The sequence below is a fragment of the Nocardia sp. NPDC003269 genome (genome assembly GCF_042888005.1).
Lineage (GTDB): Bacteria > Actinomycetota > Actinomycetes > Mycobacteriales > Mycobacteriaceae > Nocardia.
The window spans coordinates 1,484,282-1,498,230 of record NZ_JBIAPA010000001.1; the positions used below are offsets into that span (position 1 = coordinate 1,484,282).

At 67.0% G+C, this 13,949-nt stretch carries 13 protein-coding genes; 10 read left to right on the plus strand and 3 right to left on the minus strand.

Annotated elements, in window-relative coordinates:
- Window positions 1-270 precede the first annotated feature (270 nt).
- The 3 genes from ACFYWJ_RS06765 to ACFYWJ_RS06775 all read left to right on the plus strand — a co-directional run bounded on the left by ACFYWJ_RS06765 (window position 271) and on the right by ACFYWJ_RS06775 (window position 2,398).
- The gene (locus tag ACFYWJ_RS06765; protein WP_355274932.1) at window positions 271-972 is read left to right on the plus strand and encodes a hypothetical protein; all 702 of its coding nucleotides are present in this window, start codon (window positions 271-273) and stop codon (window positions 970-972) included.
- 87 nt (window positions 973-1,059) lie between these two features.
- Entirely contained in the window at window positions 1,060-2,058 is a 999-nt protein-coding gene (locus ACFYWJ_RS06770) for an alpha/beta hydrolase (protein WP_387161041.1), read from the plus strand.
- Window positions 2,059-2,170: 112 nt separating this feature from the next.
- On the plus strand, window positions 2,171-2,398 hold the full coding sequence (locus ACFYWJ_RS06775) for a hypothetical protein (RefSeq protein WP_355274930.1): 228 nt from the start codon (window positions 2,171-2,173) through the stop codon (window positions 2,396-2,398).
- A gap of 66 nt (window positions 2,399-2,464) precedes the next feature.
- Here the strand turns inward: ACFYWJ_RS06775 and ACFYWJ_RS06780 are convergent, their stop codons facing one another.
- On the minus strand, window positions 2,465-3,787 hold the full coding sequence (locus ACFYWJ_RS06780) for an acetyl-CoA C-acetyltransferase (protein WP_355274928.1): 1,323 nt from the start codon (window positions 3,785-3,787) through the stop codon (window positions 2,465-2,467).
- A gap of 171 nt (window positions 3,788-3,958) precedes the next feature.
- Here ACFYWJ_RS06780 and ACFYWJ_RS06785 point away from each other — a divergent pair, with 171 nt between their 5' ends.
- From ACFYWJ_RS06785 to ACFYWJ_RS06810, 6 genes are all read left to right on the plus strand, one after another.
- On the plus strand, window positions 3,959-5,314 hold the full coding sequence (locus tag ACFYWJ_RS06785) for a 3-oxoacyl-ACP reductase (RefSeq protein ID WP_355274925.1): 1,356 nt from the start codon (window positions 3,959-3,961) through the stop codon (window positions 5,312-5,314).
- Window positions 5,314-6,183: a MaoC/PaaZ C-terminal domain-containing protein gene (locus ACFYWJ_RS06790; RefSeq protein ID WP_355274923.1), complete on the plus strand. Its 870-nt coding sequence runs from the start codon at window positions 5,314-5,316 to the stop codon at window positions 6,181-6,183. Before ACFYWJ_RS06785 ends, ACFYWJ_RS06790 begins: the two co-directional genes overlap by 1 nt.
- Window positions 6,184-6,664: 481 nt before the next feature.
- The gene (locus ACFYWJ_RS06795) at window positions 6,665-7,165 is read left to right on the plus strand and encodes a hypothetical protein (protein WP_387161045.1); all 501 of its coding nucleotides are present in this window, start codon (window positions 6,665-6,667) and stop codon (window positions 7,163-7,165) included.
- 590 nt (window positions 7,166-7,755) lie between these two features.
- Window positions 7,756-8,202: a hypothetical protein gene (locus ACFYWJ_RS06800; RefSeq protein WP_355274920.1), complete on the plus strand. Its 447-nt coding sequence runs from the start codon at window positions 7,756-7,758 to the stop codon at window positions 8,200-8,202.
- Between the two features lie 181 nt (window positions 8,203-8,383).
- Window positions 8,384-9,931 (plus strand): hypothetical protein, encoded by a 1,548-nt coding sequence (locus ACFYWJ_RS06805; protein WP_355274917.1) that lies wholly within the window; start codon window positions 8,384-8,386, stop codon window positions 9,929-9,931.
- Between the two features lie 44 nt (window positions 9,932-9,975).
- Entirely contained in the window at window positions 9,976-11,277 is a 1,302-nt protein-coding gene (locus ACFYWJ_RS06810; protein WP_355274914.1) for an acyltransferase, read from the plus strand.
- Between the two features lie 54 nt (window positions 11,278-11,331).
- On the opposite strand, the gene ACFYWJ_RS06815 is transcribed toward ACFYWJ_RS06810, so the two are convergent.
- Window positions 11,332-11,910, minus strand: a complete 579-nt coding sequence (locus tag ACFYWJ_RS06815) for a cysteine hydrolase family protein (RefSeq protein WP_355274912.1) — start codon at window positions 11,908-11,910, stop codon at window positions 11,332-11,334.
- Window positions 11,911-12,008: 98 nt separating this feature from the next.
- Here ACFYWJ_RS06815 and ACFYWJ_RS06820 point away from each other — a divergent pair, with 98 nt between their 5' ends.
- Window positions 12,009-12,989 carry a DJ-1/PfpI family protein gene (locus tag ACFYWJ_RS06820; RefSeq protein WP_355274910.1) on the plus strand — a complete coding sequence of 327 codons (981 nt, stop codon included), beginning with the start codon at window positions 12,009-12,011 and terminating at the stop codon, window positions 12,987-12,989.
- Window positions 12,990-13,231: 242 nt separating this feature from the next.
- On the opposite strand, the gene ACFYWJ_RS06825 is transcribed toward ACFYWJ_RS06820, so the two are convergent.
- Window positions 13,232-13,945, minus strand: a complete 714-nt coding sequence (locus tag ACFYWJ_RS06825) for a helix-turn-helix domain-containing protein (RefSeq protein WP_355274908.1) — start codon at window positions 13,943-13,945, stop codon at window positions 13,232-13,234.
- Window positions 13,946-13,949 lie beyond the last annotated feature (4 nt).

A 13,949-nucleotide genomic window follows, 5' to 3' on the forward strand; every position in this document is an offset into this window, starting at 1 on the left:
GGTATTGACGACGTTTGCCAGCCCTTCGCTGCCCCGGCGGAGGGCCGGTGTGCGCTTTTCGGGCGGATTCGCCGATGCCGAAAAATCTCGGATGCTACCCCCGGTGACCCCTCCTCGAGAGTGAAACGATAATCTTCCACAAAGATGAGAACACGTTCTTATTTTCCAGGACAACCGTCCAGTCCAGCGGATACCTTCTGGTCAGAGGGGGATAGACCACTCGATGAGGAATTCGTCCCGGCCGACTTCGCCGGGGCTTGGAGGAAAATCATGATCCGGACTTCGCGTATCACCGCGGGCGTCGCCACCACCGCTCTGGTCGTCGCCGGTGTCGGTGTCGCTCTCGGTTCCGGCACCGCCGTCGCGGCTGGCTCCTGCTCGGTCACCAGCCACGCCGAGAAGCGCGATGCCAGCACCGTCGGCATCACGCACGTCTACGACAAGACGGCCAGCGCCGAGCAGATCGGTGTCGGCACCTCGGTGACCTACAAGGTGGTCGTCGGCACCACGGGGATCGGCAATCCCTACGTCAACACCATCACCGACTTCCCGCCGGTCGGCTTCGGGGCCCCGACCAAGACCACCATCACCGCCTACCACGCGATCGGCGGCCAGGTGACCGAGGACGTCACCCCCGAGCCGAACGCCGGTGGCTGGAAGGTCACCAGCACCGGCTGGTTCGTCAACTCCGGCAACCCGGTCACCCTGACCATCACCTACCCGGTGCCGGACAGCGTGAAGGCCGGTCAGCAGATCACCAGCGGTGGCGTCGGCGTCGCGGGCACCGTGGGTGTCAGCAACGAGATGCCGGGTCTGACCGCCTGCTTCACCGCGCGCGGCGCGAACGCGGGCGAGACCGTGATCGGCAGCCTGGGCGACAACGGCCTCGGCTCCTCCGACGGTCAGCTGAGCTCCACCGGCTCGCTCAGCGACGTCATCTCCGATGTGCTGCGCAATCTGATCGGTAGCTGATCGCGTAGCACCTGGTCGCCGGGACGGTCTCGCGCTGCCGTCCCGGCGCTCTGGGCCCTCGGGCCGCCCCTTCTGTAGTGAGGATTGATGTTCGTGTTCTCCCGTTCCCGCGCGGTCGCGGTGTCGGCCATGGCGCTGGTGCTGCTCTCGGTCGCTTCGATCGGCACCGCGGGCGCCGACGGCTCCCGGCTCGACCACATCGAGCGGCCCGGGCAGCGGCAGCAGGTGCTGCACGTGTACTCGGCGGCGATGGATCGGGTGATCCCGCTACAGGTCATCACCGCGGCCGACAACTCCGTTCCGCGCCCGACGCTGTATCTGCTCAACGGCGCGGGCGGCGGTGAGGACAAGGCGAACTGGTACAACCAGACCGATATCGTGCAGTTCTTCGCCGACAAGAACGTCAACGTGATCACCCCCGCCGCGGGCAAGTTCTCCTACTACACCGACTGGCAGCGCGACGATCCCAAGCTCGGCCGCAACAAGTGGCAGACCTTCCTGACCGAGGAACTGCCGCCGATCATCGACGACACGCTGCACGCCAGCGGCGTCAACGCCATCGCCGGACTGTCGATGTCGGCCACCGCGGTGCTGAACCTGGCCATCGCGGCCCCCGACCGTTACCGTGCCGTCGGCGCCTACAGCGGCTGCGCCTCGGTCGCCGACCCGATGGGCCGGGCCTACGTCGACATCGTCTTCGCCCGCGCCGGCGCCGACCCCGCCAATATGTGGGGCGAGCCCGACGACCCGGCCTGGCGCGCCAACGACCCGTACCTGAACGCGGAACGCCTGCGCGGCAAGGCCATCTACCTCTCCAGCGCCACCGGCCTGCCCGGCGTCGCCGAGACCCTCCCGGCCGGCGCGAATCCCGGCAAGGTCATCGGCATGACCGACCAGATCCTGCTCGGCGGCGCCATCGAGGCCGCGGCCAACGTGTGCACCCAGCGCCTGGCCGCCCGGCTCCAGGAACTGAACATCCCCGCCCAGACCGAGTTCCGGGCCGCGGGCACCCACACCTGGAAGTACTGGGAACAGGACCTGCACAACTCCTGGCCGATGATCGCGGACGCTATCGGAGCCAACTAGAACGATCGGTCGCGTATCGCGGCGTCAAGCCCCGAAAAGTTCTGGATAACAAGCACATTGAACCCAACGATGATGTTGTTAGCTCAGATCATTTGTTCTCGAAAGGCTTGTCATGCAACGTCGTATGGTCCGCATCCTGGTCGCCACCGCAGCCATCGCCGGCATCGCCGCCGGTGCCTCCCCGGCCATCGCGGCCCCCGCTGCCCCGGCGGTGATCGCCGAATCCGGTTCCGCGGGCACCGGTTCCGCCGCCATCGACCTCCCCCTCGGCCTCCTCAAGCTCCTCGTCTGCGGCCCCTGGGGCTCCACCCAGCCCCACCCCAACCCGATGTGCCGCTGACAACGTGAAACGGCGGGTGGTTTCCGATCTCCGGAAACCACCCGCCGTCGTCGTATCGGCCCGTGACTAGCGCTCGATGATCGCCACGACGCCCTGCCCGCCCGCGGCGCAGATCGAGATCAGCGCGCGGCCGGAGCCCTTCTCCGCCAGCATCTTCGCGGTGGAGGCGACGATGCGGCCGCCGGTGGCGGCGAACGGGTGGCCCGCGGCGAGCGAGGAGCCGTTGACGTTGAGCTTGCTGCGGTCGATCGAGCCGAGCGCGCCGTCCAGGCCCAGGCGCTCCTTGCAGTAGGCGTCGGACTCCCACGCGGCCAGCGTGGAGAGCACCACGGAGGCGAAGGCCTCGTGGATCTCGTAGTAGTCGAAGTCCTGCAGGGTCAGGCCGTTGCGGGCCAGCAGGCGCGGCACCGCGTAGGTGGGCGCCATCAGCAGGCCGTCGGGGCCGTGGATGTAGTCCACCGAGGCGACCTCGGAGTCCACCAGGTGCGCGAGCACCGGCAGGTTGCGCTGCGCGGCCCACTCCTCGCTCGACAGCAGCACCGCCGACGCGCCGTCGGTGAGCGGGGTGGAGTTGCCCGCGGTCATGGTGGCGTCGCCCAGCTTGGTGCCGAACACCGGCTTGAGGGTGGCCAGCTTCTCCACGGTCGAGCCGGGACGCAGGTTGTCGTCGCGGGTCAGGCCGAGGAACGGGGTGATCAGGTCGTCGAAGAAGCCACGGTCGTAGGCGGCGGCCATGTTCTTGTGCGAGAGGTAGGCCAGCTCGTCCTGCGCCTCGCGGGCGATGCCGAACTCCTTGGCGGTGATGGCGGCGTGCTCACCCATCGACAGCCCGGTGCGCGGCTCGGCGTTGCGCGGGATCTCGATGCCCAGCATCGAGGGCCGCAGCTGGCCGACCAGCTTGACCCGGTCCTTGTTGGTCTTGGCGCGGTTGGCCGTGAGCATCCACTCGCGCATGTCCTCGCTGACGCCGATCGGCGCGTCGGAGGTGGTGTCGGCGCCGCCGCCGATGCCCGACTCGATCCGGCCGAGCGCGATCGCGTCACCCACGGTGACGATCGACTGCAGGCCGGTGCCACAGGCGAGCTGCAGGTCGTGGGCCGGGGTGTACGGCGAGAGCTTGGAGCCGAGCACGCTCTCGCGGATCAGGCTGTGCTCGCCGACCTTCTTGAGCACCGCGCCGCCGACGACCATGCCGAGCCGCTCGCCCTGCAGACCGAACCGGCTGACCAGTCCGTCCAGGGTGGCGGTGAACATGTCCTGGTTGGAGGCCTTCGCGTAGGCCTTGTCGGAGCGAGCGAACGGGATTCGGTTACCGCCAACGATCGCGACCGGGCGCTGGGTCTTCGCGGTCTTGGCCGGGGTCTTCGCCGAGCGGGCTTTGCTTGTCACTCGAGTTCTCCATGGTCTCGTCGGTTCCGGGTACGCCGGGCGTATCGGTTTACATTAAACTTACTCTGGAGTAAGTTCGTTGTCGACACCGTACCCGCAAATGTGATTCACACGGGGGACACTGGGCGAGCACGGTCATACAACACGTCGAGCACAGAGAAGGTAGGAACAGTGGCAGCCAAGAGCAAGGGTGCACCCAACCTCTACGGATCCTTCATCCACTCCGCCCCCGGCGCGTTCCTGGCGAGCAAGCTGGGCCTGCCCCAGCCGGCGGAGCTGCGCCGCTACAAGGCCGGCGAGCCCGCGCTCCCCGGCCCGGTCCTGCTGGGCGGCAAGGGCCGTCTCGCCGAGCCGATCCGCGCGCTGCTCGCGGACTACACCGTCGCGGATTCGCTCGACTCGGGCACCAAGTACGGCGCCCTGGTGTTCGACGCCACCGGCATCGATTCCATCGACAAGCTCTCGCAGCTGTTCGAATTCTTCCAGCCCGCGATGCGCAACCTCGCACCTTCGGGGCGTGTCGTCGTCATCGGCACCACGCCGGAACTCGTCGGCTCGGTCGACGAGCAGATCGCCCAGCGCGCGCTCGAGGGCTTCACCCGCTCGGTCGCCAAGGAACTGCTGCGCGGCGCCACCGGTCAGCTCGTCTACGTGCATCCCGAGGCGGGCGCGGCCGCGACCGGCCTCGAGTCCACCCTGCGCTTCCTGCTGTCGGGCAAGTCGGCCTTCGTCGACGGCCAGGTCATCCGGGTCGGCAAGGCCGATTCCGTCGCCCCGGCCAGCTGGGACAAGCCGCTGGCCGGCAAGGTCGCCGTCGTGACCGGTGCCGCCCGCGGCATCGGCGCCACCATCGCCGAGGTCTTCGCCCGTGACGGCGCCACCGTCATCGTCGCCGACATCCCCGCCGCCGGTGAGGCCCTGTCCGAGACCGCGAACAAGGTCGGCGCCACCGCCCTGGCCCTGGACGTCACCGCTCCCGACGCCGCCGAGCGCCTCGCCGAGTTCGCCACCGAGCGGTTCGGCGGCATCGACATCGTCGTGCACAACGCGGGCATCACCCGCGACAAGCTGCTCGCGAACATGGACGAGGGCCGCTGGAACTCGGTCATCAACGTCAATCTCGCTGCCCCGCACCGCATCACCTCCGGCCTGGTGGCCAAGGGTGTGCTCAAGGAGGGCGGCCGCGTGATCGACGTGTCCTCCATCGCAGGCATCGCGGGCAACCGCGGCCAGACCAACTACGGCGCCTCCAAGGCCGGCGTCATCGGCATGGTCGACGCCGAGGCCCCGCTGCTGGCGGAGAAGGGCATCACCATCAACGCGGTGGCCCCCGGCTTCATCGAGACCGCGATGACCGCCGCGATCCCGGTCGGCACCCGCGAGGCCGGTCGCCTGATGAGCTCGCTGCTGCAGGGTGGCCAGACCGTCGACGTCGCCGAGACCATCGCCTTCTTCGCCAGCCCGGCGTCGAACGCGGTGAGCGGCAACGTGGTTCGCGTCTGCGGTCAGAGCCTGATCGGCGCCTGATGACCCAGACGATCACCCTCTCCGAGGTTCCGAAGAACGGCGGGCTGTACGCGAAGGCGGCGCTGGGCGCCGTCCCGCTGCCCGCCCCGCTGTCGGGTCGCAAGCCCACCCTGCCCGACCGCCGCGTCGTCCTGGACGGTTTCCAGGTCGACCCGGACCATCTGGCGGCGTACTGCCACGCGACGGGCCTGCGCTTCAGCGACACCCTGCCGCTGACCTACCCGTTCATCCTGGCGTTCCCGCTGGCGATGCAGCTGGTCGTCGCGCGGGACTTCCCGTTCAGCGCGGTCGGCGCGGTGCATTTCGAGAACGTCATCGAGCGCACCAGGGAGATCTCGGTCGCCGAGCCGCTCGATTTCACGGCGCACATCGAGAACCTGCGCGAGCACCCGAAGGGCCTGCTGGTCGACGCGATCACCGAGATCCGCGTCGGCCGGGAGCTGGTCTGGCGGCAGGTCACCACCTTCCTGCACCAGCAGCGCACCTCCCTGTCGGGCGGCCCGAAGTCGGCGCCGCCCGCCGACGAGGTCCCCCCGCCGCCGCTGCGCGTGCAGCGCGTCGATCAGAAGATGATCAACCGCTACGCCGCCGCCTCGGGTGACCACAACCCGATCCACGTCTCCGGACTGGGCGCCAAGGCCATGGGCTTCCCGAAGACCATCGCCCACGGCATGTGGTCGGCCGCGAACATCCTCGGCACCGTCGAGGGCCGCATCCCCGAGAAGACCACCTACACGGTCAAATTCGGCAAGCCGGTCTTCCTGCCCGCCTCGGTCAACATCTACGCCGAGCAGGTCGGTTCCGGCTGGGACCTCTCCATGCTGAACCCCAAGAAGGGCTACCCCCACCTCACCGCAACCCTGCGCTGACCCCGGTACCCCACGGGCCGCATCTCCCTTCCGGAGGTGCGGCCCGTTCCTTTTTCGGCGGCCCGATCGGTGGCCGCGAATCCACCGTTACGCGAATTCGCTGTGAGATTACTCATTTTCGCGAATTGCGTTCGCTGATCGGTTGCGGCACTTCGCTTTTCCCGGCAACTTGGTCTACCGACCGGTGCTTTCTTCTCCGAGCTAAGAAATTGCCTGACGCCTGCTGGGCGGGCGATCCGGTGTTGCCGTGATGCCAATATTCCGGGCCGGAAATTCCGGTTACCCTCCGGCATCCGAACAGTCCGCTGCCCCGATTCCGGTCCGTTCCCGTGCCCGGAAACGCGTGTTAGAACTGCTGTGCCCAGTCTGCGGGGCTGGCAAACCTGGGATGTTCGACTCCCCGATCGGGCGGCGATCCTGCGGCCGCCCAGCGCATTTCACCTGATGATCCGTTGGCTCGAAGTGGTGTGGAGGAAGCGTTGTGAAGAAGACGATGGCTATCGCGATGACGACGGCGGCCTGGTCGCTGATGGTGGTGCCCGGCCTGGCCGGCGCCGACACCGGCAGCGGCTCGACCGGCAGTGGTGTGATCGACACCGGCAGTGGCATTCTCGGCGACCTACTCGACACCGGCAGCGGCATCCTCGGTGGCAGCTCGGGTGGCTCGTCGGAAAGCGTGCAGCCCTGCAATCGTTCGACCAAGTCCGGCGGCGCGGGCGTCACCACCACCACGCATCAGCTCGGCGTGGCGGGCCCGACCTCCTTCGTCCTGTCCTACGAAACCCTCAACATCCCCGACCGAATCCAGGTCTTCTACGAAGGTGGTCAGGTGCTCGACACCGGCTACGTCGGCGACAACCTGAACCAGGGCACCGGCTCCGCCGTCGTCTCCCTCCCCGGCGGCACCGCGACCACGGTGACCGTCCGGGTCAGCGGCCCCGACGACACGCAGTGGGAGTACACGGTCAACTGCCCGTCGTAGCGGCAGGCGACATCGGGCGGTCCGGAACTCTCCGGGCCGCCCGATCTGTATTCGGCGGGTAGAGAGCTGGATTCGTGCTCCACTGCCCTGATTCGTCACTGTGACATGGGGGTCGGTGAGGCCTGCGCGGCCATTTTTCGCACAGCATCCCCCTGGATGGAATCTGGCTACATCGCAGACATCACTCAGAAAACAGGTGGCGTGGCGACGCGCTCCCTGCCGGTGTGGAAGCGGTCGCTCGATCTCGATCTCCAATGATGGCGGTGCCAATCGTATTGAGATCACCAACCGTTACCGGTTCGAGAAGTGATATCTATCATGGTGTAAACCGGGTGATAGCGGGGAATTCATAAGGGTTCACCACTGGTATGCCAGGCCTTCATGGCCTCGCTTTGTTGTTTCCTCGCGAGTAGCCCCCCGGTTCGATCGATTGATCAGTGCTTACGTGACATTCAAGGTCGATCACTCGATCCGCGAGGCCTGCGCACCGATGAATTGATCTGAGGGATTGCATGGTGCCGATCCGCAGAATGACTGGCGCTGGCAATCTTTCAGCATCCGACAGGCGAATGTCCCGAAAACTCGGGGCTGTGGTGGCGACTGACACGCGTGTTAGAAACTTCCAGTCGGCAGGGAGGTCGACGATCACCATTCATCCCAAGGGGTTTCACTTCATGAAGAAGATCCGCACGCTCGGTTTCGGTCTCGTTCTCGCGGCCGGAATGGCCATGTTCGGCACCGGCATCGCCACCGCCGCCGACGAGCCCAGCACCGGTTCCGCAGAAAGCCTCGCCGCCGTGCTCGAGGCGCTGACCACCGGTTCCGCCGGCGCCACGGACCCGACCGACCCCACCGACCCGGGCACCGAAACCACGCCCGCCGCCCGCGTCACCCCGATCGCCGAGCCCGAGACCGGCTCCGCCGAAAGCCTCGCCGCCATCCTGAAGGCCCTCACCACCGGCTCCGCCGAAACCCCCGACCCGACCGACCCGGGCACCGGCGGCGGCACCGACCCGGGCACGGGCGCCGGCGCGTAGTCGTCATCGACGAGAAGGCCACGTACCGGCGGTGCGTGGCCTTCGATTCTTGCTCGGTCGATGCGGTACGCACTCTGATTCGGTCCGTTTGTGTGCAAGGGTGACAGGCCCTACTGTGCGGTCGGGCGCACCCGTGTTCGGTCGGTGTGCGCCGGATGATTGTTTCGATGGGGGGAGTGCCATGTCGGCACCACAGTCGCTCACCGTGGAACAGGACGCGGTGCGCTCCTCGACCACCGGAGAATTATCCGCCGGGCGTGGTCGGTTCGGTTCCCTGTGGGTTTTCCTCACCGCCTGGCTCGCCTATGCCACAGCGCTGTTGATGAGCAGCCGGGACCTGTTCACCCGGGTGGTATTCGAGGAGGGTGACGCGGCGACTGTCTCGATCCAGGTGCTCGCCGCGAAGGATTTCGAGCTGCTGGTCGGGAACTATTCCCGGGTCGGATTCCATCATCCCGGGCCCGCGTTCATCTATGTGCAGGCGTTCGGGGAGTGGCTTTTCTACGATGTGCTGCGGTGGGTGCCGTCGCCGTGGAACGGGCAGGCGGTCGCCATTCTGCTGCTCAATGCCGCGCTGGTAGCGCTGGCATTGTGGATTGTCTACGCCTGGTATCCGTCGTGGACGCTGGTCGCGGGGCTCGGTGGGGCGAGCCTGTTGTTTCTCACCGTGTATCGCGAGCTGCTCAGCGGTCTCTGGTTTCCCTATGTGTATTTTGCGCCGTTCCTGGTGTTTCTGGTGGCAGTGTCCTCGGTGGTGGCCCGGCGGACCGAACACCTGTGGATCGTCGCGCTCGCGGGCGGCTTGCTGATCCACGGGCACGCGGAGTTCCTGTTCTTCGTGCCGTTGCTGGGTGGGGTGCCGCTGTACCTCGCGTGGCGCGGGAAACTGGTTGTCGCCGAGCGGGATTGGTGGCGGTTCGGTGGGGTCGCGGCGGTATTCGCGGCGCCGATTCTGCTCAATACGATCGTGAATTTCCCCGGGGAATTCCCGAAGTACGTCGGGTACGGGGGTGGGCACGGGATCCATCTGCCGTGGACGGCGTTGGCCTACACCGTGCAATTCTGGGGGCCGAACCGCATCGTCGGCCTGATCGTGTTCGTCGTGCTGTTCGCGCTCGTCGCGCGGCTGGCGCGGGGTGAGAAGTTCCTGGCCAGTGGTGTGGCATTCTGCGCGGCGGCCGCGGTGCTGATGACGGTCTACGCGATGATCGGCATCGACCAGATCGGCGAGGCGTACATCGGCTACTTCTCCTACGCGATCCCGTTGTTCATGATCATGCTCGCCCTGATCGGCCTCACCCAGCGGATCGGGTGGCTGAAATACGCCGTCGCCGGTTTGCTCGTCGTCGGGCTCGTGGTGATTGGGCTGACGAACTCGCTGGCGAATCGGCGACACGAAATGATCGGCATTCCGGCCGCTCTGGACGCGATGGCGGCGGCCGCGGGTGGTCGGCCGATCGTTCTGGAGCGCCGACCGCACGAGGCGTGGGCCGAGGTCGTTCCGCTCGTCTTGGCCGGGGCTCGCGAGGGCGTGCGGGTCTGCGCCGACGATGCCCCGATGATGGAGCTGTTGGTCACCGCCGCGTTCGTTTGCACTCCCGACGAATTGGCGACGGGTGCTCGTGTCGTGGTGACGAGAAAGAATGTCGACGCGCCCGCCGGGCTGCTCGTCGGCGAGATCGGCCAGGCGGTCGGTAGTCAGCAGAGCTGGGTGATCGCGGTGGGGTGACGTTATGTGTGTGATCCGATTCGATTGTCCAGTGGTGGGGAGTTATGAAATCTGTCGAGGGGGACGCTGATTCGGCCGAAGCGGTCGAACAGCGAGGACGTACCCGCGGTGGTCGGTTCGAGTTTCTTGACGCGCTGCGCGGGATCGCGGCGCTGGCGGTGGTGATCGAGCATTTCACGGACCCGCTGTGGTCGTCGTACGGTCGAATCATCGGCCAGTACTTCAATTTCGGCGTGTTCGGTGTCTTCGCTTTCTTCCTCGTCAGCGGCTACATCATTCCGGCATCGCTGGAGCGGGGAAAGTCGCTCGGGGCGTTCTGGGTGGGCCGGTTCTTCCGGCTGTTCCCGCTGTTCTGGGTGTTCCTGATCGCGGCGGTGGTGCTGCACTACGTGGGCATGTACGGCGGGCCGCCGGGCTTCATGGTCGACCCGGTGTGGAATCTCGCGACGAATGCCACGATGGCGCATCTGTTTCTCGCCGGGCACTATTCGGAGATTCTCATCGTCGCGTGGACGCTCTCGTACGAGCTGGCCTTCTACGCGTTCGTGTCGCTGTTGTTCCTCGGCGGGATCAACCGGCGATCGGTGCCGGTGGCCTGCCTGGCGATCGGCGTGATTCCCTTGGCGGCGCTGTTCCTGCCGACCGCGCTGGTCGGCGGGCCCGAGGCGAACCTCGCCACTCGACTGATGGTCGCGGCGGTGACGGTGGTTGTCGCGGTCTTCTTCGGGTACCGCGCGGCCGCTCGGGGTAATTCGGCGGGCACGGCGGTGTTGATCGCGGTGCTCGCTGTCCCGCTGGTGCTCAATCAGCCTGGGGCGTCCGGGTATTCCGCGGCGATCTTCGCGACGATGTTCGTCGGCACGGTGCTCTATCGGATGACAGCCGGCGAGATCTCCGCCTGGGTCGGCTGGGGAGTGTTCGGGATCGCCGCGGGTCTGTTGCTCGCGCCGCGATTCGTTCAGCAGACCGTCTCGGATTCCGCCGGTGCCGCGGAATGGGGCGGGTTGGTAGGTCCGGCGTTCACAATCGTGGTCGCCTACCTGCTGTTCGCGGTGATGCTGCTGCTGCGCCGCTATTCTTTCCCCCGGCCGCTGCTGTTCCTCGGACGGATCAGTTTCTCGCTGTATCTGGTGCACGGCCTGGTGAACAATGTCGTGCCCAAGTGGCCGGAGTCGATCTTCGGCGGCAATGCGGCCTGGCTCACCTGGAGCACGTGGATGGTCGTCGCGATCGGCCTGGCCACGCTGACCTACAACAAGATCGAGCAACCCTTCCTGCGCCTCGGTCATCGGGTGATGGCCAGGATGGACGCGCGAACCCGGCCGACCCCGGCGCCGATCGCCTGAACCGGCGAACGACTCCCGCCGTGGTCCGTGCGGGAGTCGTTCGTCCGGGGCTGGTCAGCGCAGTGCGGCGCCGGTCGGCACCACCACGGCGTAGAGGTCGGCGAGGGCGGCGAGGGCGCTGTCGTGGAGCTGGCTCGCGGTGACGTCGGCGAGGGGGCGGGTGGCGCAGGCGTCGGCGACGACCGTCGGCTTGTTGCCGCGGAGGAAGGCGCCTTCGGTGGTGAAGGTGACGCACATGTGGGTCATGAAGCCGGCGATGACGACGGTGTCGTGGCCCGCCGCGTCGACGAGGTCGCCCAGGTCGGTGCCGACGAAGGCGTTGGGGACGGTCTTGATGATGACCTGTTCGTCGGCTGTGGGGGCGACCGCGTCGTGGATGCGGCCGATCTCGGCGGTGATGTCGTAGGGAGTGCCCGCGCCGCCGTCGTTGATGACGTGGATGACCGTCGCGCCGGATTCGCGTGCCTTGGTGAGCAATTCGGCGGCGGCATCGAGGGCGGGCTTCCACTCGGTCAGCTCCATGACGCCCTGGGTGTAGGTGTTCTGGTAGTCGATCAGGATCAGGGTGGAGTCGGCCAGGGCGGCCGGGGTCTCGTCGAAACCGTTGAGCTGGCGGAGGGTGGTCGAAGCCATCGGAAAGCCTTCCTATCGGGGATGCGTTCCACGCTAGGGAGCGGCGGGAATGTCGGCAATGTCATGTAACCTGCAGATTCGGACATGGAGGTGTTGGGGTGGCGGATCGGCTCGTGGTGATCGTGCTGTTCGATCGCGTCGACCTGCTCGATGTCACCGGTCCGCCCGAGGTGTTCTCGCTGTTGCAGCGGGAGATGGACGAGCCGACCGGGTATCAGGTGGTGCTGGCCGCCGAGACGATGGCGCCGGTGACCACGTCGGCGGGGGTGCGGGTGCTGCCCGACGTGACCTTCGCCGAGGTCGCGGCGCGGCGGATCGACACGGTGGTCGTGCCGGGCGCGGTGGAGACCGACAGCAGCCGCCGGGTGCGGGCACTGGTGGATCCCGGGGTCGTCGACGCGGTGACGGTGCTGGCGAAGGACGCGCGGCGGGTCGCTTCGGTGTGCGTCGGCGCGCATATTCTCGCGGCCGCCGGGCTGCTCGACGGCAGGCGCGCGACCACGCACTGGTCGACCGCGCAGCAACTCGCGGCCGAGCATCCCGCGATCGAGGTGGACGCTGATCCGATCTACATCCGCGACGAGAACATCTGGACCGGAGCGGGACTCACCGCCTGCCTCGATCTGACGCTGGCACTGGTCGCCGACGATTTCGGCGACGAGCTGGCGCTGCGGGTGGCGCGGCAATTGGTGATGTATCTGAAACGGCCCAGTGGGCAGAGTCAATTCAGTGTGTCGCTGGAGCCGGTGTCGACCACGCGCCGCATCGACGATCTCCGGCACTACATCTCCGGCAATATCGGTACCCAGCTCACCGTCACCGATCTGGCCGACCAGGCGCATGTGAGCGAGCGTCAGCTCACCCGGATCTTCCGCACCGAACTCGGCATGACGCCCGCCGCCTATCTCGAATCGGCGCGGGTGGAGGTGGCGCGACACCGGCTGGAGACGACCGACGACACCCTCGCGCGGGTCGCCACCACCTGCGGTTTCAATACCGTCGACACCCTGACCCGGGCCTTCCGGCGCCGCCTCGACACGACCCCGACCGAATACCGGAACCGGTTCCGCCTCGGCTGACCGCTATCGCACAGCGTGACGGCTCGCCCTGTGACGACGAGTTCTCCTCACGTTCATTTGAATTATGTTTCGCGTAATTCTGCCGTGATAGGAACTCAGTATTCGTCTAGAAGGAGAAGAAATGTTCGACAGCCTGGTCCAGATCCTGCCCATCCTGCTCGCGTTCGCCAGCGGTTCGGCAGCCTGAGCTACCTGGGATTTCACGGCGCCCGTCGGATGCGACGGGCGCCGTTTTCCGTCATCTACCTGGCGGGGATCAGGCGGTAGAGCCACCACGGGCGGGACGGGAAGGCCGGGTCGTAGATCCGCAGCAGCAGGCGGCGTTCGATGCCGGTGCTGCGTTCCCGGATGCGCAGGTGACGGCGGGCGATGTCCTGGGGGCGGACGTCGCTGGTCCAGATCGGGTCCCAGTCGGGGGACTGACCGCAGGATTCGGTGATCGCGGTGACCCGCTGGGTCGGCGCCAGCGGAGCGAGCATGCGGAACGCGTGCACCAGCAGTTGCGCCTCGGTGGTCCAGTCGATGAACACCTTCTTGGCCGTCGGGTCGAGGAACATCCATTCGAGCGCGTTCACTCCGGCGCCGAGCCCGGGGAACAGGCGCTGGTATTCGGCGTTCGCGGCGAGCACGTCCATGGTGGGGAAGCGCTGGAAGCACGCCGGATGCGTGAGGCTGGCCAGGTCCGTTAGGTCCTCCGCCGTCGGCGCGGCGGGTGGGGTGCCGGAATCCAGGGCGGGCAGGCCGAGCACGAGGATGTGCTTGCGATACCACAGCGGCACATCGAGGGAATCGAAAAGACGCTGGAGCATAGGGGAATTCGGGACCAGCGCGCCCGACTCGATCTGGCTGATCAGCAGCGGCGCCATCTGCGCCCGCGCGGCCAGCTCGGTTCGCGCGAGGCCCGCCGCCATCCGGCGTTCCCGCAAATACACACTGAGCGCGGTACTTTCACCCATCACG

Bases quoted from the DNA above. Each gene is read 5' to 3' on its own strand.
- ACFYWJ_RS06810 (WP_355274914.1), top strand. From the start codon at position 9,976: ATGAAATCTGTCGAGGGGGACGCTGATTCGGCCGAAGCGGTCGAACAG.
- ACFYWJ_RS06765 (WP_355274932.1), top strand. From the start codon at position 271: ATGATCCGGACTTCGCGTATCACCGCGGGCGTCGCCACCACCGCTCTG.
- ACFYWJ_RS06770 (WP_387161041.1), top strand. From the start codon at position 1,060: ATGTTCGTGTTCTCCCGTTCCCGCGCGGTCGCGGTGTCGGCCATGGCG.
- ACFYWJ_RS06815 (WP_355274912.1), bottom strand. From the start codon at position 11,910: ATGGCTTCGACCACCCTCCGCCAGCTCAACGGTTTCGACGAGACCCCG.
- ACFYWJ_RS06790 (WP_355274923.1), top strand. From the start codon at position 5,314: ATGACCCAGACGATCACCCTCTCCGAGGTTCCGAAGAACGGCGGGCTG.
- ACFYWJ_RS06825 (WP_355274908.1), bottom strand. From the start codon at position 13,945: ATGGGTGAAAGTACCGCGCTCAGTGTGTATTTGCGGGAACGCCGGATG.
- ACFYWJ_RS06775 (WP_355274930.1), top strand. From the start codon at position 2,171: ATGCAACGTCGTATGGTCCGCATCCTGGTCGCCACCGCAGCCATCGCC.
- ACFYWJ_RS06805 (WP_355274917.1), top strand. From the start codon at position 8,384: ATGTCGGCACCACAGTCGCTCACCGTGGAACAGGACGCGGTGCGCTCC.